The organism is Xanthomonas sp. WHRI 7945 (genome assembly GCF_035026585.1).
Genome location: NZ_JAYIQP010000005.1, coordinates 153,941 through 175,465, shown reverse-complemented (window position 1 = coordinate 175,465; position 21,525 = coordinate 153,941). Strand labels below are relative to the sequence as shown.

At 64.6% G+C, this 21,525-nt stretch carries 13 protein-coding genes and 1 pseudogene; 2 read left to right on the top strand and 12 right to left on the bottom strand.

Annotation, left to right across the window (positions count from 1 at the left end; translation table 11 throughout):
• Window positions 1-20: 20 nt before the first annotated feature.
• From VDQ83_RS06250 to VDQ83_RS06240, 3 genes are all read right to left on the bottom strand, one after another.
• Window positions 21-2,201, bottom strand: a complete 2,181-nt coding sequence (locus VDQ83_RS06250; protein ID WP_455434247.1) for a CheR family methyltransferase — start codon at window positions 2,199-2,201, stop codon at window positions 21-23.
• 2 nt (window positions 2,202-2,203) lie between these two features.
• Entirely contained in the window at window positions 2,204-2,920 is a 717-nt protein-coding gene (locus VDQ83_RS06245) for a chemotaxis protein CheB (protein WP_455434246.1), read from the bottom strand.
• Window positions 2,921-3,370: 450 nt separating this feature from the next.
• The gene (locus tag VDQ83_RS06240; RefSeq protein ID WP_455434245.1) at window positions 3,371-4,108 is read right to left on the bottom strand and encodes a hypothetical protein; all 738 of its coding nucleotides are present in this window, start codon (window positions 4,106-4,108) and stop codon (window positions 3,371-3,373) included.
• A gap of 56 nt (window positions 4,109-4,164) precedes the next feature.
• On the opposite strand from VDQ83_RS06240, the gene VDQ83_RS06235 reads away from it, so the two are divergent.
• Window positions 4,165-4,596, top strand: coding sequence for a hypothetical protein (locus VDQ83_RS06235; protein ID WP_455434244.1), 432 nt, complete (start codon window positions 4,165-4,167; stop codon window positions 4,594-4,596).
• A gap of 34 nt (window positions 4,597-4,630) precedes the next feature.
• On the opposite strand, the pseudogene VDQ83_RS06230 reads toward VDQ83_RS06235, so the two are convergent.
• The 4 genes and pseudogenes from VDQ83_RS06230 to VDQ83_RS06215 all read right to left on the bottom strand — a co-directional run.
• A pseudogene (locus tag VDQ83_RS06230) lies at window positions 4,631-4,828 on the bottom strand (glucose-6-phosphate isomerase); the annotation flags it as partial.
• A gap of 150 nt (window positions 4,829-4,978) precedes the next feature.
• Window positions 4,979-5,389, bottom strand: coding sequence for a hypothetical protein (locus VDQ83_RS06225; protein ID WP_455434243.1), 411 nt, complete (start codon window positions 5,387-5,389; stop codon window positions 4,979-4,981).
• A 7-nt stretch (window positions 5,390-5,396) separates the two neighbouring features.
• On the bottom strand, window positions 5,397-10,709 hold the full coding sequence (locus VDQ83_RS06220) for an RHS repeat-associated core domain-containing protein (protein WP_455434242.1): 5,313 nt from the start codon (window positions 10,707-10,709) through the stop codon (window positions 5,397-5,399).
• A 63-nt stretch (window positions 10,710-10,772) separates the two neighbouring features.
• Window positions 10,773-15,665: an IPT/TIG domain-containing protein gene (locus VDQ83_RS06215; protein WP_455434292.1), complete on the bottom strand. Its 4,893-nt coding sequence runs from the start codon at window positions 15,663-15,665 to the stop codon at window positions 10,773-10,775.
• A gap of 182 nt (window positions 15,666-15,847) precedes the next feature.
• Between VDQ83_RS06215 and VDQ83_RS06210 the strand changes: the two genes are divergently transcribed.
• A complete protein-coding gene (locus tag VDQ83_RS06210) occupies window positions 15,848-16,864 on the top strand; it encodes a cytochrome-c peroxidase (protein ID WP_455434241.1) in 1,017 nt (338 codons plus the stop codon).
• On the opposite strand, the gene VDQ83_RS06205 is transcribed toward VDQ83_RS06210, so the two are convergent.
• The 5 genes from VDQ83_RS06205 to panB form a co-directional block, all read right to left on the bottom strand.
• Window positions 16,861-17,310 (bottom strand): hypothetical protein, encoded by a 450-nt coding sequence (locus VDQ83_RS06205; RefSeq protein ID WP_455434240.1) that lies wholly within the window; start codon window positions 17,308-17,310, stop codon window positions 16,861-16,863. The two genes, VDQ83_RS06210 and VDQ83_RS06205, sit on opposite strands and share 4 nt — an antisense overlap.
• A 137-nt stretch (window positions 17,311-17,447) precedes the next feature.
• The gene (pgi, locus tag VDQ83_RS06200) at window positions 17,448-18,962 is read right to left on the bottom strand and encodes a glucose-6-phosphate isomerase (protein WP_455434239.1); all 1,515 of its coding nucleotides are present in this window, start codon (window positions 18,960-18,962) and stop codon (window positions 17,448-17,450) included.
• Window positions 18,959-19,339, bottom strand: coding sequence for an aspartate 1-decarboxylase (panD, locus tag VDQ83_RS06195; RefSeq protein ID WP_455434238.1), 381 nt, complete (start codon window positions 19,337-19,339; stop codon window positions 18,959-18,961). The genes pgi and panD overlap by 4 nt, the downstream gene beginning before the upstream one ends.
• Window positions 19,340-19,864: 525 nt before the next feature.
• Entirely contained in the window at window positions 19,865-20,704 is an 840-nt protein-coding gene (gene panC / locus VDQ83_RS06190; protein WP_455434237.1) for a pantoate--beta-alanine ligase, read from the bottom strand.
• On the bottom strand, window positions 20,701-21,519 hold the full coding sequence (panB, locus tag VDQ83_RS06185) for a 3-methyl-2-oxobutanoate hydroxymethyltransferase (RefSeq protein ID WP_455434236.1): 819 nt from the start codon (window positions 21,517-21,519) through the stop codon (window positions 20,701-20,703). Before panB ends, panC begins: the two co-directional genes overlap by 4 nt.
• Window positions 21,520-21,525: the final 6 nt, after the last annotated feature.

Here is a 21,525-nt window from a genome sequence, read left to right as displayed (position 1 = left end):
CTGCGCGCGCCAGAGCAGCTTCAGCGCCCCTTCGGCTGCGGCGCCGGTCGGAATGCTGTCTCGAACAGCTCGCAGGTCTGGCCGTTGCGGCAGCGCAAGGCGCGGCGCTCGGTTCGCGGTTCGCCGTCCTGCGCGGCCCGGTCGGGCGTCGTGTCGGTGGCCTGCTGAGCGGCGACGTACAGTTGCGCGAACGGCTGGCCCAGCATGTCGTCGGCCGCGTGGCCCAGCAGTTGGGTGGCGCCGGCGCTCCAACGCACGACCGCGCCGTCCGCGTCCACCACCACCAGACCGAGCTCGCCGCCACCGCCGAGCAACGCGCGCGCCGGAATGCCCGGCGGCCGCGCCTGCTGTTCGGCCAGGCGCAGCCGGGTCAGGTCGACGAAGGTCAGCACCGCGCCATCGATGCGGTTCTCCTGGGTGCGGTACGGCAGCACGCGCGCCATGTAGGTGCGCCCGTCGATCGCCCGCACCTCGCGCTCGCGCACCTGCAGCGACGCGAATGCGGCCTGCACGTCGGCGGCCAGCTCCTGGTAGTCCAGGCGATGGGTGATGTCCAGCAGGCGCCGGCCGATGTCGGCGGGAATGATGCTGAAGATCGCCTCCGCATGCGGCGTGTAGCGCTTGATGCGCAAGTCCGCGTCGACGAAGATCGTGGCGATCTCGGTGGAGGCGATGAAGTTGCGCAGGTCGTCGTTGATCTCCGCCGCTTCGTCCACCTTGCTCTTGAGTTCGTAGTTGACCGTGGTCAACTCCTCGTTGAGCGACTGCAGCTCTTCCTTGCTGGTCTCCAGCTCCTCGGTGGCCGAGCGCAGTTCCTCGTTGATCGCCTGCAGTTCCTCGTTGGAGGCCTTCAGCTCCTCGGTCGAGGTCTCGGCCTGCTCGATCGTGGTCTGCAGCCGGTCGCGCGTGGCCTGCAGTTCGTCCTCCAGGCGCAGCACGATCGCGTCCTTCGCCGGCAGGGCTTCGCCGGCCTGCTTCGGGCTCAGCGTGTCGTCGACCTCGTCGAAGAACACCAGCATGAAATTGGCGTCGGCATCGGGGTCGCGGAACGGCCGCACCACCATGTTGAGATAGCTGCGCGCGCCGTTGCGTTCCAGGCACACCTGGCGCGCCTCCACGCTGCGCTTGGTATGCACGGCCTGGAACAGCGCGCTGCGCAGTTCCAGCCGCAGGTCCGGATCGACCAGCGCCAGCAGGTTGTAGCTGGGCTCGCCGCCGCCGAACTTCATGAACCGGCCGACCTCGCGCGACATGTGCACGATGTTGTAGTCCGGGTCGACCACGACGCTGGGCGGCGCGTAGTGTTCCAGCACGCGCTGATGCACGTCGGCGAAGGAAAACCCGCGCGCGCGGGTGGCCGACGGCAGCAGCGCATTGCCGCCGCGCACCCCGGTGCGCAGCGGCAGGCTCGGCGTCTGCAGATTGCGCGACTGCGCGCGGGCGCGGTAGATCCGGTTCTTCTTGTCCACCGGCTCGAACAGCGCCGCCGCCGCATCGGCCGATTCGGAGTTGCCGAGGAACAGGTAGCCGCCCGGCGTCAGCGCGAAGTGGAACATGTGCAGCAGCCGCGCCTGGATGTCGCGATCCAGGTAGATCAGCAGGTTGCGGCAGCAGATCAGGTCCACGCGCGAGAACGGCGGGTCGCGCAGCACGTTGTGCAGCGCGAACAGCACCCGGTCGCGCACATGCTTCTTGACCCGGTACTGGTGGTGCTCGCGGCTGAAATATTCGCGCAGCCGCGTCGGCGGCACGTCGGTCACGATGGAATCGGGGTACAGGCCGGCGCGTGCGCGGGCCAGCGCGCGCTCGTCGATATCGGTGGCGAACACCTGGATCGCCGGCGGCGAGTCGCTGCGCGCGGCCTCGTCGGACAGCAACATCGCCACCGAGTACGGTTCCTCGCCGGTCGCGCACCCCGGGGTCCACACCCGCACCGAACCGCTGTCGCGGCCGCGCTCCAGCAGGCCGGGCACGATGTCGCGTTCCAGCGCCTCGAACGCCTCGCGGTCGCGGAAGAAATTGGTCACGCTGATCAGCATGTCGCTCAGCAGCGCGGCGGTTTCGGCCTCGTTGTCCGCCAGGAAGTCGCGGTAGCTGCCGATGTCCTTGAGCAGGTTGACCTGCAAGCGCCGCTCGATCCGGCGCAACACGGTGGCGCGCTTGTAATGGTGGAAGTCGTGCCCGGTGCGCGAACTGAGCATGCTCAGGATGTCGCGCAGCGCTTCCTCGTCGCCGCGGCTGGCGCGTACCTTTTGGCCATCATCGGCTCGTCGATCTCGTCCTTCACCGGCAGCACGATCTCGCGCGCGTTGTGCCAGAGCTGCAGCAGCTTCGGCGGCATTTCCACCGCCGGCAGCACGAAGTCGACGAAGCCGCTGGCGATGGCGTTGCGCGGCATGTCGTCGTATTCGCTGTCGTCCGGCGCCTGCGCCAGGGTCACGCCCCCGTGTTCCTTCAGCGCGGCGATGCCGACCGAGCCGTCCGCGCCGGTGCCGGACAGCACCACGCCGACCGCGCGATCACGGTGCGCCAGCGCCAGGGTGCGGAAGAACGTATCGATGGCGGTGTGGCGCCCCCGCGGGCGGGTGGCGTCCTGCACGACCAGGCTGCCGTCGTTCATCACCAGGTCCACCGACGGCGAGATCACGTAGATGTGGTTGCGTTCGATCCGTTGCGGCTGGGTGACCTGAATGACCGGCATGCGCGTGGAGCGCTGCAGGAACCGGTCCGCACTGCTCTCGTGCTTGGGCGACAGATGCAGGATGACCACGAACGCCATGCCGTTGTCCGCGGGCAGGTTCGCCAGCAGCGCCGAAACCGCGGCCAGGCCGCCGGCCGACGCGCCGATGCCCACCACCGGGAAGTCCAGATGACTGATCTGGATCGGGCGCTCCTCGGTTCCCTCTACGTTGTCTGGCATCGTCGGTCCAAAGCTGAAGTGTTATATGCCCGTTCATGTTACCGCCAAGCGCCGTAAGGCTCCTGTGTGCAGGATGTGCAGGGGCGTTCACGGCGCCGATGCACCGCCGTGAGGCGCTCTTCGCGAACAGCGACGAACGGCAGCGTATGGGTGTGGGCGCAGTGCGCGAGAACGCCAGGCAAGCGCGCGGCGATGCCGCTGGCTGATGGACTGCCGAACTCGCGCGCTGCGCCAATGGCGATGACGAAGCGGGTCTTGCGTGCGAGGGCTGGCGCGAATGCACGCCACGCTCGGACTGCGGCGCGGCGGACATGCAGAGCGCGAAGAACACAGACATCGCCGGCCGGGGGGCTATCCGGCATTCACCACGTTGCCGCTCGATAGAGCGAACAGGTTCCAAGGCCTGTCGCGGCACCCGCCCCAAATGATCGCCCCGCCCCACTCAGCAGACTAGAACTCCGCTTCCTTGCTCGTTGGCTTCAGCGTTTGCCAACCCAAGTCGTTACCGATGCTGAGAAACCCCGTGCCCCCAGACAGCCCTTGTGCCTGCACGACAGAAGAATACTCCGCAAAAAACCCGGGTTTGCGCCATTGCGCGGAAATCGATTCGCGGCTGCCGCCCAGGTCGTTATTCCAAGCAACGGCCTTTTGCGAATTCGGCGAACCGAATTTGCGCTCGAGCAGTTCCATCACGCGCTGCTGCGCCTCAAACCCGGTCGTATTGAAGCGCAACGCGATCACGCGCCCATTGCGCAACAACACCAGGCCGCCCGCACCTTCCAACGAAAAGGCATCACCTGCTCCCGCGCCTGTCGACAGGCCGATGGGCGCAATCCACGCCGGGAATTCAGCCTGCGCGAACACCAGGTAACCGTATTCGCCTGGCCCGAACTCGGTGTTGCCCACTGCCATGTTCGTCGTACCAGGCGCTATGCACAAACCTGTGGCGGGCAGAACGGCCTTTGCTGGCTCCGGTGGCGGCGCCGTCAGCTTGTTGAACGCCCTAGCACCCAAGCCTGTGATGCGAGGGCGAGCAGGCGGGGATGGCAAGGAAATCTGGCAAACGGGAAGTGCCAGCGGCGCTCCCAATGTGATGCCGAATATGTCGGGTTCCGCCGCCAACACGGGCGTGCAAGAAAGAGCGGACAGCAATACGGCAAGCGAACCGACCAGCACAGAGAAACGCATACGGCAGGCATCCATGCAGCGGCAGGGAAGAGACGGCTGAGTATACGTGCGCCGCTGTGCTGCTGGCAGATTTTGCGGCTTTCGAAAGCATGCCGGGCCGGCCAGCAGGCATGCCTTTTCCCATGCCAAGCAAGCAGTGTCATCCGCTTGGCAAGAGCGTCATGCATAGTGCTCGCCGCAGTGTTGTCTTCGGCTGGACCCGCGCCCAGCGAGGGAAAATCCGACGATGCCCGGATCGCGTCAGTACCGCGTTGGTCAATGACATGAATCCGAGCAGCGATGTGGTAACCGCTGCCATCGTACCGCTCATGGTGGCGCAGCGCGATCAGCGCGCCGATCTGGATGCCATTGCGGCTCACACTGACTTTCGCTCGTTGTCGGCACCGCCGACTCGCAGCAAAACGAGCTTGCGGCTTTCTGTACCGATGCCACGTTCCTTGATCAGAAAAAACAACAAGGCGGCGATCTTGCTTGCGCCGCCTCTATGAGCATGCCGCTCATCATGCTGCAACTCGGTAAGTCTCAGCCGCGCAACCGCGCCAACACAGCGCGCGTCACCGGGTCGGCGGCTTCGGTGCCCTCGCCCTGCAGCGCCAGCAGCAGCTGGCTGGCCAGCTGCTTGCCCAGTTCCACGCCGAACTGGTCGAAGGCATAGATGCCCTAGATCACCGACTGCACGTAGACGCTGTGCTCGTACATCGCGATCAGCGCGCGAGCGGCCGCCCGGGAAACGCTGTGTGGGTCGCTTGTACTAACGCACTCGTCACCGCAGCCCAGATCCCCGAGCTGATCAAGCAGACTCCATCAAATTCCAGCGGGCAATATCAGTGGTCCTGCTCGCAGCATTGCAGGAGCAACCACCTTGCAAATTCATCCATACCATCGCTTAGACAAAATCACTAAAATAAAACACCCAGAAAGCATGGCCCCGGGTATCCAAAGAAAAACCGGATCAAACTTCATGAAAGGAAAAGATATCAACGACCCTATAAAATAACCAAGCGAAAACAAAAAAAACATATGCACTTTTACAACAAAACCCCCAAATACCCCAAGAAATCCACTGCGCTCAGAATCTATATTGCGACGCTCCCACGCGATTAGAGGAAGCCCACCAGCTATTATTGCAAAATTTATCGCCAGAAAAAAATTAAAAACATCAAGCCAACTGTATTCTCTGCCAGGCCCTCCGGACAACAACCTCATCAATACCGGAGCGCATGCGATCCCGCCAAATATCTGAAGACCATTCCACCAGATTTTTCTTTCATGCGCCTTCATAAATTTCTCAAAAATTATGTGTAGCTTCAACGCCAGCGCCAACGCTTGCTGTCGCACCCATTTTCCAGCTAACCACTTTTGGATCTAATGCCGAGTCCAAGCCAAGTCCGCCATATTCGGACCATACCACACGCCCATTTTTATTAAAACGTTGAGTTCCACCATAACGCAACGTTCCGCCAGCACCAACCGGACCTAAAGCCAATGCACCTTCCGCGTATACCCCGATGCTATTGCTACCCGGACAGGCATTTGGATCAGGCGCACCAGCAAAAGGGTCTATTGAAAGCCCGCCACCCGCACCGAACCCACCCTTAAAGCTGATTGCCTCAATATGCAGTCCATCAAAGGTAAAAGTAAGCGACCCACCTGGACCAAAAGGACCATCCAATATCAGGGGAACATAACCACCGACTTGCAAAGACCATAGACCTAGCGGATCAATAAAGTGCGTTGGCGAGCCTCCAACATACTGATATCCGTTTATTCCACCTAAAATCCCAATAGGATCTTCACCAGTAAATCGCGCCCATTCAGGCTTGTAATAGCGCGCCCGGTAGTAATATAGCCCGCTGGCATCTCGCTCCCGCCCCGTGTATTGGTACGGATTTGTATAGAGCGAACCACTTTGACTGGTTATCCCATATGGATCGTAATCATATCGATGGACTGCATCTCCGGTCGTATTGGTTAAGAGCCGAGTACTTCCCAGCAGGTCGGTGAGAAAGTAAGTCCGCCCGCCATTGTCATTACGCGCATAGCGCTCATCGATACCAAGTCCCGTCAGGATCGGATTGACTACCCCCCCCTGTGTCTCCTGCACCGCATTCAAACCATCGTATAGGTAGCCGATAGTCTGGCCTACCTCGGTCTTAGCGGTACGCCGGCCCAGTGCGTCGTAGGCGAAGCTGGCGACGCTTATCGCCCCCTCCTTGATCTCAACCAGTTGGTCTCGGGCATTCCAGATGTAGGTCCGCACTCCGTCAGAGACCAAGTTGCCGTTGGCGTCATAGCTGAGCGCTTGGCTATCGGCTTGGGTCTGCCGCTGGTTGTCGTCGAACGCGGCAGTGCGCACATTCGGCAGCATCTGCGGTGCAAAGCTACCGGTCTGGGCGACCATGCGCCCGACGCGATCATAGCCGTAACCCAAATCACCAAGGGCCGATCCATCGGGCTTCAGCCAGGCGATGCCGGTCGTCTGGTTGGCGTTGTTGTAGGCATAGCCAGTTTTGACGCCATTCGGCAACGCGGTTTCGGTTAGGCGATCGGCAGCGTCGTACTCGAAGGACAGCGTCTCGCTACCCTGCAAGATGGTACGCAAGCGGTCGACCACGTCGTAGCGGTACTCCAGCGCCGCCTGGCCGGCGACGGTCATCTTGGTGCGTCGACCAACGGCGTCGTACTCATAGACAATGTCGCCCTGCGGAGTCGATGCCTTGACGACTTGGTCAAGCAGATCGTATTCCCAGGCCAATGTTCCTGACACAGAATCGGCCAAGGACACCCGGCGATTGCCGGCGTCGTAGGTGGATGTCTGGGTCCGGCCATCGACGTCGGTCACCACCGCCAGCCGCCCCAGGACGTCGTAGGAGAAGGTCTTCTTCTGGCCCTTGCGGTCGGTGTAGCTATCCACACGATCCATCGTATCGTAGGTCCACGACTCAGACTGGCCCAGCGCATCGGTGCGAGTCAATGGACGATTGCGATCGTCGTAGGTATAGGTGATGCCGTTGCCGTGCGGCAGCAGGATCGCCAGGACGTTGCCGTTCTTGTCGTAGCCGATTTCGGTGACCTGGCCAGATGGGTCGTAGGCTTTGCTGACCCTTCCCAGCGCGTCGTATTCCTGCCGCGCCGCATTGCCCAGATCGTCTTGAGTACCGACGACGCGCCCCAGGATGTCGTAGCGCAGCGTCGTGCTGCGACCGAGCGGATCCACCGTCCTGGACAGATCGTAGCCTTCGTACTCGAATGCGACCGTCTGCCCTATGGCGTTGGTTGCGCTCAGCGGCAGCCCCGCACCATCGCAGGTGAAACGCGCACTGCGACCGCCAGGGTCGGTGGTCGACGCTAGGCAACGGTTGGCGTCGTAGGCCATCCGCATGACCCGTCCCAGGGCATCCGTTACCGAAAGGACATCGCCATCGCTGCTGTAACTGAACCTGGAAACGCGCGCCTGCGCGGTTCCGGCCAAAACGGTGACTTGCACCGCCCGCCCGTCCGCGTCGTACAGGTACTCGGTGCGCCGCCCTAGCGGGTCGACGCTGGCCGTGGTCTGGCCATAGGCGTTGCGCTCGAAGCTATGCGTCTGCTGCTTGTCGGTGCCATAGGCCAGGGTGTCCGTCTTCGGATAGAGGCCATTGGTATCGAACACGACCCGGCGCTTGCTGCCGTCGGGGTTGGTGACCAGCACCCCGGTGGTGCCGCCGTCGACGTGCGCGTAGTTGATGGTGAATATCCCGCCGTCGGCTTGGGTCTGCTTGATCACCCTGCCGGTGGAGACGCCATTGACGACCTCGAACTCGTTCAGCAACACGCGTTTGCCGCGGGCGTCGGTGATGGACTGCATCCGATGCTGGGCCAGCGCATTGCTCTGGACACGGGTTTGGTACGCATAGGACTTGCTGCCGCCATCCGGATATCCGACCGAGGCCAGAAGACCACTGCTGTTGTAAGCATAGCTCCAGGTGTTGCCCGCGTTATCGGCCGCGGTCTTGATGCGGTTGCCGGCATCGTACTCAAGACTGAAATAGCGTCCGCTGGGCGACACGATGCGCGAGACCATGCCTGCGTCGTAGAGCAATGTGGTCCGGTTGCCATACCGGTCCTCCATCCAACGCAGACGGGTGTCCATGTAGCTGGAGAACTGCATGCGGCTGCCATCGCGCAAGGTCAGTCGGAAACCTCGCCCCCACGGTTGCAGCGGATCCGGATCGTAGACCGACTGCAGGACGGCACCGGAAAATTGCGTGGTGGACCCCGCTTGCCGCCACTCGCCGCGTGGACCGGTGCCTGACGCACGATCGAAACGGATCGAGGCGCCGGTCGGCAGTACCAACTCGAGCGTATTGTAGGTTCCGCCAGGATTGTGGAGGTAATAGCTCCAGTTCGAGGCGGTACCGATACCGAAATCGCGCAGCTTCATGTCGTGCGGGCGGTAGCTGCGCGACAGGCTCAGCGGTACGACGTCGGCGATACTCAGGTCGGTTTCGGAATGGACGAACTCGCCGGTCTTCAGATCGATCGGATCTGCTGCATTGGCGACGCCGCCACTGCCGGGTGTGCCGCAACAGTGCCCGTCGGGCGGCAGGCCTGGCTCGCTGGGCGGATCGTTGCTGGGAACGCTGTACATGCCGCCCATCGTCTGATGCAACGCAACGCCGGCTTCCGGGACGAAGTGCTTGCCGTCCGCAGACACCGTGCCCTTGCCGTAGACGCGCCATCCGTCAGTGGGGTCGTACATCCAGAAATTGGCCTGCGTACCCGCCGCGTAACCGTCGTAGTTGGGGTAATAGACCTTGATGCCGTTATCGGCCTTGGCATTCAGGCCGCGGATCTGTGCACCGCCGGGTTCGACGGTGAATGCCATCGGGTGGTTTTCGGTCACCGGGAATGGGGCGCGGTTGACCGGGGTCGGCACGATGGCCAGTTCGGTGACCAGGCGCCCTTTGCGATCGAGGACGACGGTGCCCTTGGGGATATGCAACTGCAGGCCGGGAATATCCGGGTGGCCTACCACGATGTCCTGCTGGGTCGGCGATGCGATGCGGATCTTGTCGCGCGCGGCGATACGCGGCAGGTGCATCAGGTAACCGAGCTCGTTCAAGCGACCAGCCGCCACCTCGGTGCCGACCACGAACTGGCCGTACTCGACGCCCGCCGCGTTGGCGGAACTGCCATCGACATAGATTTCCTGATGGCCTGCCGGCACGTCGAACAGGGTGAACCAGCCGTTGGCATCGGTGATGGCCAGTTCCTTGCCGATGCTGACCTCCACCCCGGCCACGGGTTGCTGGTCCACGCGCACCACGCGTCCACGCACCATCGTGACATGGTAGGTCGCGGCGATATGGGCGATACGCGCGTTGTGCTCGGGCTGCTGCGAGGCGCCGTAGATCCGCCAGCGGCTGTCGGTATTGTCTTGGCCGGGGTACCAGATGCCGTCGGCGAGCAGGCCGTGGGGGCGGCAAGGCCGGTCGCCGTTCGCGCACGCTGCCGTAGCCGTTCCGGTGCCGGTCGTCTGCACGACGGGCGCAGCGGCAGCGTCCTGCACCGGCGCGGCCAGCATGGGCGCCGCGAGCCGTCCGTTCTCGTCGTAGGCGGCAGTGCGGAAATCCAGTGCGATCAGAGGAACGGCGTCCCCCGACGCGCCACGGGCGCCATCGATCATCAGGGTGTAGCGGGAATCCGGGAACAATGTCTGCCGCGGTTGCACGAACAGCAAACGGCCCTGCTCCACTGGCGCAATGCGCACCGCCACCCGCCCTTCCGGGCCGATCAAGGTGACCGTGCGCTCAGACAGGGTCGGCATGTGCAGCGAACGCGAAAAGCGCAGCGCGAGCCGTGTGCTCGGCGCCACGCCGTCGGCCCCTTGCATCGGCACGCTACCGGCAAGCCGCGGCGCTCCTGGCGGATCGGACAAATTGGCCGGATAAGGAAGGAATCCACCAGCTAGGGGATCGAAGACCGCAGCGGTGGCGATGCGCTGCGCGTTGATGGACGCCGGCAACGCTACACGGCCATCGGCGAGTAGACGCGATTGCCCGTTGCCACCGCCCGGCAGATCCCCGGGCAAGGTGATGGCGCGCCCGCTCGCCTCATCCCATACCTGCGCACCAGCGCCGCCGCCGACGCCGCCGGCGAGCAACACGCGGCCGTCGGTGAGTACCGTGGCGGTATGCCCGTAGCGCGCACGCAAGCCCAGCCCCGTCGCAGGCTCCAGGGAGGCGTTGGTCGGATCGAACCACTCGCCGCCGTCCCGCAAACGGCCCTGCGCATCGCGACCTCCCCAGACGAGCACGCGTCCGCTCGGCAGCAACGTGACACTGGCGTCGATGCGCGCGGACGGCAGCGCGATCTGGCGCGCTTGCTGGCCAGACTGGCGATGCCGCAGCAAGCGCCCATCGGCTGCCAGCGTCAGTTCGCTCCCGTCCGCCAGCGTGATCGCACGCGATTGCCCCACCAAGACGGGAACCGTGCCGACACCGACCGCAGGAGTGATCGCCATCGACCAGACCGGTTGCTGGGATGCCGCCGTCGACGCCAGCGCGCCCAGCACCCCACCCAAGATCACGCTCTTCCATGCGTTGCTTAACCGCGTCATATGTTCGCTCCGCTCCATGCCTGCTGCCGATCTGCGTCCTTTCATTGGGATCGCGACGGTGTTCTAGGGCGTACTGTCCAAAGTGATGTCCATCGTTGCGGCGACGCCGTCGTCGGGGACGATCCGCAATTGATAGGTTCCGGTCGTCGGCAGCGCTGGAAAACTCAGATTGCTGGAGCCGGCGCTGGCGCTGAAGGATCTGTAGAACTGGCCGTCGGGCCGGAAGAGCGCGTAGGTCACCGACCGGCCAACGGGCGTGGTCACCTGATTGGCGACACGCAGCAATACGCCTTGTCCGGCTGTACCGCTGAAAGACAGCCCAGCTGTCTTGCCGTGCCGGTCCAACGCTATCGACTGCATGACATCCCAGGCCAGCGACCCGACGACCCTGCTGGAGACCGAGGCAGTCAGCGAAAACGACTGATAGTCCTCCGAAGGCACGACCACGACGCTATAGCGTCCCGCCTGCGTATTGTCGATGGAGAACCCGCAGCCATACGTGTAGAAGCAATTCGTGCTGGTGGCGATTCTGCTGCCATCCGGGCGATAGAACGTCACATAGACCCAACCAAAGCCACTGCCCGCCAGCGCGATCTGGTTGAGCCCCAAGTCGAGCTTCTGCCCCGCCTGCGCATCGAACCAGAAGAAACGGCCTGCACCGGGCTGACCCGCAGCGAACGGGTGGCTGCTATCCACCGCCACTGCAGTACCAGTGGACAAGGTGACGGAGGTGTCGATCGTCTGCCCGTACTGGGGATCGACCACCACGCTGTACTTGCCGGCCACCGGCAGGCTGCCCAGGCCGATCGCGGTGCCGGTAAGCGTCGACCCTGAAGTGAGCAGGGTTCCATTGGGCTGATAGACGCTGTAGTAGCTGCTGCCGTTCACAGGCGTTGTCGCCTGACCCTGCACCAGCACCGCGAGCTTGTCGCCGGCCTGACCCTGGAAGCTCAGCCGTGCATTCTGTCCGCGTCGGACGACAGAGACGGCTAGCGGCGTATCGCGCTGCAGATCCAGCGGAAGATCATTGGACAGCGTCACGTCGTAAGTCGCCGCTTGGTCTTCGCCTTGGCCGATCAACACCGCGTACTTGCCGGCGGCGAGATTGCTCAGGTCGAAGTCGCAGCCGCCGCGTTCGACATCGCAGTATCCGCTTGCCAACGCGCTGCCGTCGGCCTTGTAGATGGACACAACGATGCGCTGCCCCCCCGAGCCGACGACCTGCACGTCGCTGATGCCAAGCCCAAGGTTCTGCCCCTGACTGGCGACGAAAGAGAAGTGCTCGAACTCCCCCGGCAACCGGGTCACGACATGCGAGGCAGGCCCATCGATCGGAAGCGGGCTTCCTGAGGAAAGCGTGATCTCCGATTCCAGCGGGCTTCCTGTCTTGCTGTAGACCTGGACGACATACTCGCCGGATGTCGGCACGTTGATCAGATTGATGGCATCGCCGACCTTCACCGTCAGCGACCTCCAGACAGAGCCATCCGGCCGCAGCACGCTATAGATAACATCGCGCCCCACAGGCAGCGTCGTCTGCGCCGCGATCAGCAGCATCAGCGACTCCCCGGCCTGTGCCTGGAAGCGCAACAGCGCATTCTGGCCGTATCTGGACAGCGCCAGATGCAATGGCTGATCGCGCGACAGTTGCTCCAGCAATTCGGACGACAGCACCGCGCGGAGCTTGATCGTCTGGCCCGCCGACGCCGGCGTCACCACGACGCTGTAGCGTCCGGCCAGCGTATTTCTCAGAGGAAACGAGCAGCCGTCTTGGACGAAGCAATTGCTGCTGTACAGCGTCGTGCCATTCGGACTGAAGATCGCAACATTGATGTAGTTCGACGAATTGACCGCGATCTCCGTGATTCCCAGACCCAGATTCTGACCGGCCTGCGTCTCGATGGAAAAATGCACGCCTTGCCCTGCGGGTGCCTGGTAAGTGCCGCCCGTGCCATCCAGTTCGACATTGCCATCCTGACCCGTGGACAGCTTCAGCTTGACCGACAGCAAGGCGCCCCCGGCCGGATCGACGAACACACGGTAATTTCCGGTCTCGGGGAGATTCGGCAAAGCCAAAATGGCGCTACCACCCGACGTCACCGTTTTCCACAGCGCCCCGTTCGGCCGATACACGGCATAAACCACATCGCGCCCTGCCGGGGTGGTCGCCGTTTCTGAGACGAGCAAGGCGAGGCTCTCGCCGGCGCTACCGGCGAACGTCAGGCGCGCGTTCTGGGCAAAGCGTTGGATAGCCAGCGAACTCAACGCATCCTTCTGCAGGAACCCCGACACCTCGGTGGACAGCGTCGCCTTGAACGCCATGCTCTGCGAACCCGACTGCGGGGTCACCGTTACTCCGTAATTGCCTGCGGCAAGATTCAGGAGATTGAACGCGCAACCGCCGGCGGCATAGCAAGTGGCGGTCGTGAGCGTGGAACCGTTGGGGTTTGCGATCTTGACGCTGACGTAGGTGCCGCTGCTCAGCGTGAGCTCGCCGATGCCCAATCCCAGGTTCTGCGAGGCCGACGCGCTGAAACTGAAGAACGTGCTCTGACCGGCAGCGGCCGTGTACTCGCCGCTGCTCGCATCCAACTGCAGCCCGCCCGCGGTTCCCGTCGTCACCAGTACTTTGGAGGACACGGTTGCGCCATGGCGCGGATCCATGACTAGGCGGTATGTGCCGGTGACCGGCATGTTCATCGTCAGGGTGCCCGAAGCGGAGGCCGCCATCGACGACAAGGCGGTGCCGTCGGGTCTGTACACGCGGTAGTAGACCGAGCCGTTCGCCGGCACGGTGACCTGATCCGAAACCTGCAACGCCAACGCGTCACCGGCGTTGGCCTGGAACGACAGGACCGCGTTCTGCCCGCGCCGGTCGATGGCCACCTGATTGACCACGTCCCGGGTCAAAGCAAGCGTCATATCGCTGGACAGCGTCGCCTTGAAGCGCACCGTCTGCGTCGCGGTAGCCGGCGCGACCACCACGCCGTAACGGCCGGCCACCAGATCCGGCAGATTCACATCGCATCCGTCATTGGCGATCTCGCATACGGCACCGGCTATCGGAGTTCCGTTGGGGCCGTAGATCGTGAGGTTGAGCGGGCCGTTCTCGTTCGACTGCAGCTCGCTCATGCCAAGCCCCAGACTCTGGCCGGCGGCTGCGGAGAAGGCGAAATAAACACTGTCACCAGGCAGTTGCGTCTCGAAAGCGCTAGCGTCGCCGTCGACGCCGCCACCGGCAGCCTGTCCGGCGTTCAAGCGCGCCTGCAGGCGCACGGTTTCGCCGAATCCTGGATCGACCAGAACCTGATACGTTCCGCTGGCCTTCGCCGTCACGTAGGCCGTTCCCGCCGCACGCACCGCCATCGAAGCGACACTGGTGCCATCGGGGGCGTAAACGCGATAGTACACATCGCGTCCTGCCGGCACGGTGGCCTGGTTGGCCACCTGCAACGCGAAGGCATCGCCGGCCACGGCATCGAACGACAGGCGCAGGTTCTGCCCTCTGCGCAGCGTTTCGGCGACCACGTCCTGGTCCTTCGGCAACGCCTGAAACACATCCGACGACAGCAGCAGATTCAGGCGCATCGTACGTGCGCCGCTCGCGGCGGGCGTCAGCAGAACCTGATACACCGCCGATCGAGGAGCGGCGATGTTGAGCGCGCACCCGCTGTTGGCCTGATGGCAGTATTGATAGCCAAGGCTGACGCCGTCGGCATCGAACACCTGCAACAGCACAGTGCCCCAGCCAGCGGCGACCGGCACCTGCTCGGTCACCGCCAGCCCCAGCTTGCTGCCTGCCTGCGCAAAAAAGGTGTAACGCTTGGCCTGCGCAGCCACCGCGGTGGCGACCGCCGTCTCGGCACCATCCAACATCAGCGACTTGGCGCGTTCCACCGCCATTTTCCAGTTCGCCGAAGCCGTGCTTGGCGCAAGCAACAGCAGATATGTACCGCCTGCCTTCAATCGCGGCAGGTGCAGCGTCGGCTGATTCACGTTCACCGAGCCGCTGGCGATCTGCGTGTTGTCGGTGCCAAACACACGATAGTTCAGGGTCGCCGAGCCCAGCGACTGAAACTGCACGCTGAGGTAGTCGCCGGCCATGCCGGTGACGAGGACCGCGGCATATTTGCCCGTGGCGGCCACATCGACCGCCGAGGCTTCCACGGCCAGGCGCGTCACGCTGGAGACATCGGCCGACGACACGCCCGACGGCAACACCAGCACATCCTGGCTGCTCATCGCACTGCCGTAGGGCGTGGTGACGGTGACCGGACCGCTACCGCTTCTATCCGGCACCGGGAAAACGACGCTGGTGCCAGTCACACTTGAGAGGGGGACGGTCCTACGATCCAGCTTGGCGGCTGTCTGCCCAGCGACAGGCGACAGGTTCTGCCCATCGACGGTGATCGGCACGCCGGCGCTGGCGACCAACGGCGATACGCCGAGGATCACCGGCTGCCTGGCATTCGCATCCACCACGAAGCGTTGCGCGCTGCTCGCGCTCTGCCCGGCGACAGCGACCGAGATCGGGCCGGTGCTGGCGCCGGCGGGCACGAGTACCGTCAGTTCGCGCGCGCTGGCCGCCACCACCGTGGCCGTTTGCCCGTTGAACGCCACGCTGTTGTTTGCCGGAACCGTGGCGAATCCCTGCCCCTGGATGAGCACGCGATCGCCCGCGGCGCCGCGCGCAGGACTGAAGCCCAGCACCGCCAGGGTTCCGCTGGCGACACGCTCCACGGCGACGATATTGCCCATCGCATCGTAGCGATAGCGCGCACTCTCCCCGGCGTCATTGCTTGCCGCAATCAAGCGCCCTTGCGCGTCATAGACATAGGAGGTAGCGATCGCGGCACAAGACAGTGATAGCAGGAAAAATGCCAGCAGCACCCTGCGAATGACCTGTTTCCGCCAGCAAAAGATGCATGAGCGCGACAACCTCGCGCGCAAACCCACCGCCAAGCACTTCCTTGCGCTGCGACTTCCCATCGTCTCTTCCCTGAAAGGCTGGCCACATTGGCCGGCTGTCCCGTATGCTGAGCGAGCATCGTGCGCTCAGCGATGGATAAATATCCAACTATTGGAATGGAGTCAATAGTGCTATGCCAGGGACGCACCGTCATCACTCGGCAACATCGATGTGCCTGTTGCTGGCCGTCTTGTTGCTGTCCACCGGATGCAGCCCCCGCCAGGAGCACTCCGAACGCGCGCGAATCGCACTTGGGGCGGCGTTGTTCAACGATACGGATCTGAGTGCCGATGGCAGGACCAGTTGCGCCAGTTGCCATAGGGCCGATCGTGCCTATACCGACGGCGAATCGGTTTCCACAGGCACCGGCGGCCGTAAAGGCACACGCAATGCGCCGAGCCTGCTCGACAGCCGCTTCATGTCGCGCTTTTTCTGGGATGGACGATCGGAAACGCTGGAAGCAGCGGTCGTCCAGCCCCTGACCAATCCATTGGAAATGGGAATGTCACACGGTCGCGCCGTCCTGGCCACGATCGCGCGGAAAGCGGAATATTCGCCGCTAGTGAAAGCTGCGTCTCCCGGCCGCGAACTCGACATGGACACAGTCGCCGCCTCGCTCTCGGCATATATCCGATCGCTGCCAGCACCACCTACTCGCTTCGAAAAATATGCTGCATCCGAAGGCCCGTCGGCGTACATGACCGAGGACGAAGTCGAGGGCCTGAAGCTATTCTCTGGAAAAGCAGGCTGCACCGATTGCCATAAGCTCGGCACTTCCCCTGCCACGACGAGCGACAATCGCTTTCACCATGCAGGCATTGGCTTCAACCAGGTCGCCGGCAACGTCTCCGCCCTGCTCGACGCATTGGAGCAGCAGAAAAAGAACGGGAAGACACTGGGAGAGTCCATCCTTTCCGACGTCAAGTTCGCCGAGCTTGGACGATTCGCGATCACCCAAGAGCCACAAGACCTAGGTGCTTTTCGCACGCCCTCGTTACGAACGGTAGCGCTCACCGCTCCCTACATGCACGATGGCAGCATCGCGGACCTGGCATCGGCGGTGGAACACGAGGTGTATTACCGTAATCTCGCGCGCGACAAACCCATCAGCCTGACGGCGGAAGAGAAGCACAAGCTGGTTCTCTTCCTGACTGCCCTCTCCAGCACCGGTGACCCGCCGGACTAGGAACCAGCATTCGCCGGGCTTGTTTCTGCCCCCACCACATCCACGTCTTGCTGGGATGCGAGTTTCCCATCCAAGGTCACTTCCAGCATGTAGCGCCCGGGCTTCCAGCCTTGCGCATTCTCGAAGCGGAATGACTGCACCTGCGCAGACTCGGCGATAGATCGCTCGGCCACGCCCACCTGCTGCCCATCGCGCAGGTCGAGCAGTTTCGCCCTCAGCACTTGTCCGCGCGCGGCGCCTTGTAGCTTGACGTTCGCCAATATCGGCGCATCCGCCATCTGCGGCTTGGGCATGCCGTTTTCCGCAGTGCCGAGCCTGACTTCGACGACGCTCAGCGGCGAGACCGTGCTCGCCGATTTTGGTTCAGGCTCTTTCTTTTGGCAGGCCGCCGACAGCGTTCCTACCAGCAGAATTGCGACAACCGCTACAGCTTTTGGCTTGTTCATCCATTCACTCCCGTCGGACCGATCCCGATACCACTTCCCTGCGATAGGCCAATCATAAAGGCGGCACCCCAACTTACGCCATCGACAAGATCGTCATGGCGTTTGCAACTCCGCTTGGGATGTCGCTTCGATCCGTCTCAGCCGCGCAACCGCGCCAGCACCGCGCGCGTCACCGGGTCGGCGACCTCGGTGCCCTCGCCTTGCAACGCCGGCAGCAGCTGGCTGGCCAGCTGCTTGCCCAGTTCCACGCCGAACTGGTCGAAGGCGTTGATGCCCCAGATCACCGACTGCACGTAGACGCTGTGCTCGTACATCGCGATCAGCGCGCCCAGCGCCTGCGGGGTCAGCGCGTCGAGCAGGATCAGCGTGCTCGGGCGGCCGCCCGGATAGTCGCGGTGCGGGTCGTCGCTGCCCTGCCCGTTCGCCAGCGCCTCGGTCTGCGCCAGCAGGTTGGCCAGCAGCGCCTGGTGGTTGACGGTGTACGGGTCGTCGTTGCGGATGCAGCCGATGAAGTCGGCCGGCACGATGCTGGTGCCCTGGTGCAGCGCCTGGAAAAAGCTGTGCTGCACGTCAGTACCGGCGCCGCCCCACCACACCGGCACGGTATCGGCCTGCACCGGCGTGCCGTCCAGCTGCACGCGCTTGCCCAGGCTCTCCATCACCAGTTGCTGCAGGTAGGCCGGCAGCAGCGCCAGGCGCTGGTCGTAGGTCATCACCGCCTGCGTGGCGTAGCCGAGCACGTTGCGGTTCCACAGCGTGGTCAGCGCGTGCAGCACCGCCACGTTGCGCTCCAGTGGCGCGGTCAGCGCGTGTTGGTCGAACTGCGCCGCGCCGGCCAGCAATTGTTCGAAGCCGTCGGCGCCGATCGCCAGCGCGATCGGGAAGCCCACCGCCGACCACAGCGAATAGCGTCCGCCGACCCAGTCCCACATCGGCAGCACGCGGCTGGCGGCGATGTCGAAGGCCTTGGCGGCGCGCTCGGGATTGGCGCTGACCGCGTACAGGCGCTCGCTGCCGCCGAGCCAGTCGCGCAGGATCTGGCCGTTGAGCAGGGTTTCCTGGGTGCCGAAGGTCTTGGAGATCAGCACGCCGGCGGTGCGCGCCGGATCCAGCGTGGCCAGCGTGCGCTGCATCGCCGCGCCGTCGACGTTGGAGACGAAGTGCACGCGGAAACGCGCGCCCTCGAACGGACGCAGCGCGTCGGCGACCAGGCGCGGGCCCAGGTCGGAACCGCCGATGCCAACGCTGACGATGTCGGTGACCTCGGTCTGCGCCAGCGCGTCGATCAGCGCGCGCATGCGCTGCTGCACGTCGCGCGCGCTGGCGTTGGCGTCGGCCGCGACCGGTGCGCCGCTGAGCTCGCCGCGCAGCGCGGTATGCAGCGCGGCGCGGCCTTCGGTGACGTTGACCGTCTCGCCGCGGAACAGGCGCTGGAACGCGCCGGCCACGTCGTGTTCGGCGGCCAGCGCGAGCAGCGCGTCGAGCGCGGCGCGGTCGTATTTCTGCCGCGCGAAATTGAAGTACAACGGCCCGACCTGCAGCGCCAGGTCGTCGACCCGGCCCGGCTCGGCGGCCAGCAGTTCGGGAAGGCGCGCCCCGCGCAGGCGCTGGGCGTGGGAATGCAGTGCGTCGAAACCGTTGGACTGTGTCATGCGGCCTGCTTCGGGATGCTGTGGTTGGTGTGGGTGATCTTGTTGGCGCCGTCCACGTAGACCAGGGTCGGCTGGAAGCGCGCGGCTTCCTCTTCGCTCATGCCGGCGAAGGCGGCGATGATGATCAGGTCGCCGACCTGCACGTGGCGCGCGGCACCGCCGTTGAGCGAGACGACGCCGCTGCCTTCGTCGGCGCGGATCGCGTAGGTGCTGAAGCGCGCGCCGTTGGTGACGTCCCAGATGTGCACCTGCTCGAACTCGCGGATGCCGGTGGCGTCCAGCAGCAGCCCGTCGATGGCGATCGACCCTTCGTAGTTGAGCTCCGAATGGGTGACGGTGGCACGGTGGATCTTGGTCTTCAACAGGCTCAGTTGCATGCTTGCGGTGCTGCGGTGGGGAAAGGCGCGCAGTTTAGCAGCCGGGGGGTTAAGCGGCAGTGGCAGCAGGGCTTGGCGGCAGCTGCGCGGCGTTGTCCGCTGCGCGTCCCGGCATGCCGGCCGCGGGACATGATTTGGCTGCTCGATGCGGCAATGCGCGCTGCGAACGACGCCAAGCGCGGCCGGTCGAGCGGCGGATCCTTCGATTGCGGATGGCATCGCCAAGCGGTGGGCTGACAGCTTCGGAAAACGTCGGGGCTGAAGCCCCTCCCACAGTGCACCCAGCCGGCTCGCCGCAAGTCCCTGTAGGAGCGGCTTCAGCCGCGACGAACGAAACGGCAGGCGCGACGGCTTCGGACGCAGTCGGGGCTGAAGCCCCTCCTACAGTGCACCCGGCCGGCTCACAGCAACCCCTGTGGGAGCGACTTCAGTCGCGACGCGCGAAGCCAACAGGCGATCCGCCAACCTCGACCGCATTCGGCACATTGCCGACGACGCCACGGCAGCCACTACGCGCTGCCGCGCTCAGAACTCGAGATTGTCGATCAACCGGGTGCGCCCCAGGCGCGCGGCGATCAAGGCCACGCGCGGGCCTTCCTGGTCGTGCGGTTCGCTCAGGTCGGGCAGGCGCAGCACGGTGTAGTCGACGTCGAAGCCCGCGTCCTGCAACTGCCTGGTCGCCGCCGCCTCGATCTCGGCGCGCGGGGTCCCGGCCAGATGGCCGTCGCGCATCGCCAGCAGGGTCTGGCGGATCTGCGCCGCGCGCGGCCGTTCCTCGGCCGACAGGTACTGGTTGCGCGAGCTCATCGCCAGGCCGTCGGCCTCGCGCACGATGCTGCCGCCCAGGATCTCGATCGGGAACGCCAGGTCGGCGACCATCTGCCGGATCACCGCCAGCTGCTGGTAGTCCTTCTTGCCAAACGCGGCCAGATCCGGCTGCACCTGGTTGAACAGGCGCGCGACCACGGTGCAGACGCCATCGAAATGGCCGGGCCGGCAGGCGCCCTCCAGCACTTCGCTGACTCCGGGCGTGTGCATGCGCAACGCCAGTTCCACGCCTAGCGGGTACATGCTCTCCACCGTCGGCAGCCACAGCGCGTCGCAGCCGGCGTCCTCCAGGCCGCTGGTATCGGCTTCGGGAGTGCGCGGGTAGCGGGTGAAGTCCTCGTTCGGCCCGAACTGGGTCGGGTTGACGAACACGCTGGACACCACCCGGTCGGCGTACTGCCGGGCCAGCATCACCAGCGAGAAATGCCCGGCATGCAGGTTGCCCATGGTCGGCACGAAGGCCACGCGCAGGCCCTGCCGCTTCCAGCCGGAAACGACGGCGCGCAGCCGGGCCAGGTCGGTGATGGTCTCGATCATTTGGCGTAGGCGTGTTCGGCGTCGGGGAAGGTGCCGGCGCGCACGGCGTCGGCGTAGGCGCGCACGGCGCCGGCGATGGAGCCGCCTTCGGCCAGGAAATCCTTGACGAAGCGTGGCCGCCGGTGGCCGCTGTCCAGGCCCAGGAAGTCGTGCAGCACCAGCACCTGGCCGTCGCAGTCGGGACCGGCGCCGATGCCGATGGTGGGGATGCCGATCGCGGCGGTGATCCGCGCGGCCAGCGGCGACGGCACGCACTCGAGCACCAGCAGCGCGGCGCCGGCCGCGGCCACCGCCTTGGCATCGGCCAGCAGCTTGGCCGCAGCGGTCTCCTCGCGGCCCTGGATCTTGTAGCCGCCGAAGGTCAGCACCGACTGCGGGGTCAGGCCCAGGTGCGAACACACCGGGATGTCGCGCTCGCTGAGGAAGCGGATCACCTCCAGCTTGTGCCCGGCGCCCTCCAGCTTGACCATCTCCGCGCCGGCCTGCAGCAACCGGGTGGACGCGTCCAGCGCGCGCTCGGGGGTGGCGTCGGACTGGAACGGCAGGTCGGCCACCAGCAGCGCACGCTGCAGCACCCGCGCCACCGCGGCGGTGTGGTAAACGATGTCGTCCACGGTCACCGGCAGGGTCGAGTCGTGGCCCTGCACCACCATGCCCAGCGAATCGCCGATCAGGATCAGGTCCACCCCGTTGGCGTCGAACGCGCGCGCGAACCCGGCGTCGTAGGCGGTCAGCATCACCAGTTTCTGCCCGCGGCGCTTGGCCTCGGCCAGGGCGGGGACGGTCCAGGGCTTGCTGTCGGCGTGGCTGCTCATAAGCTC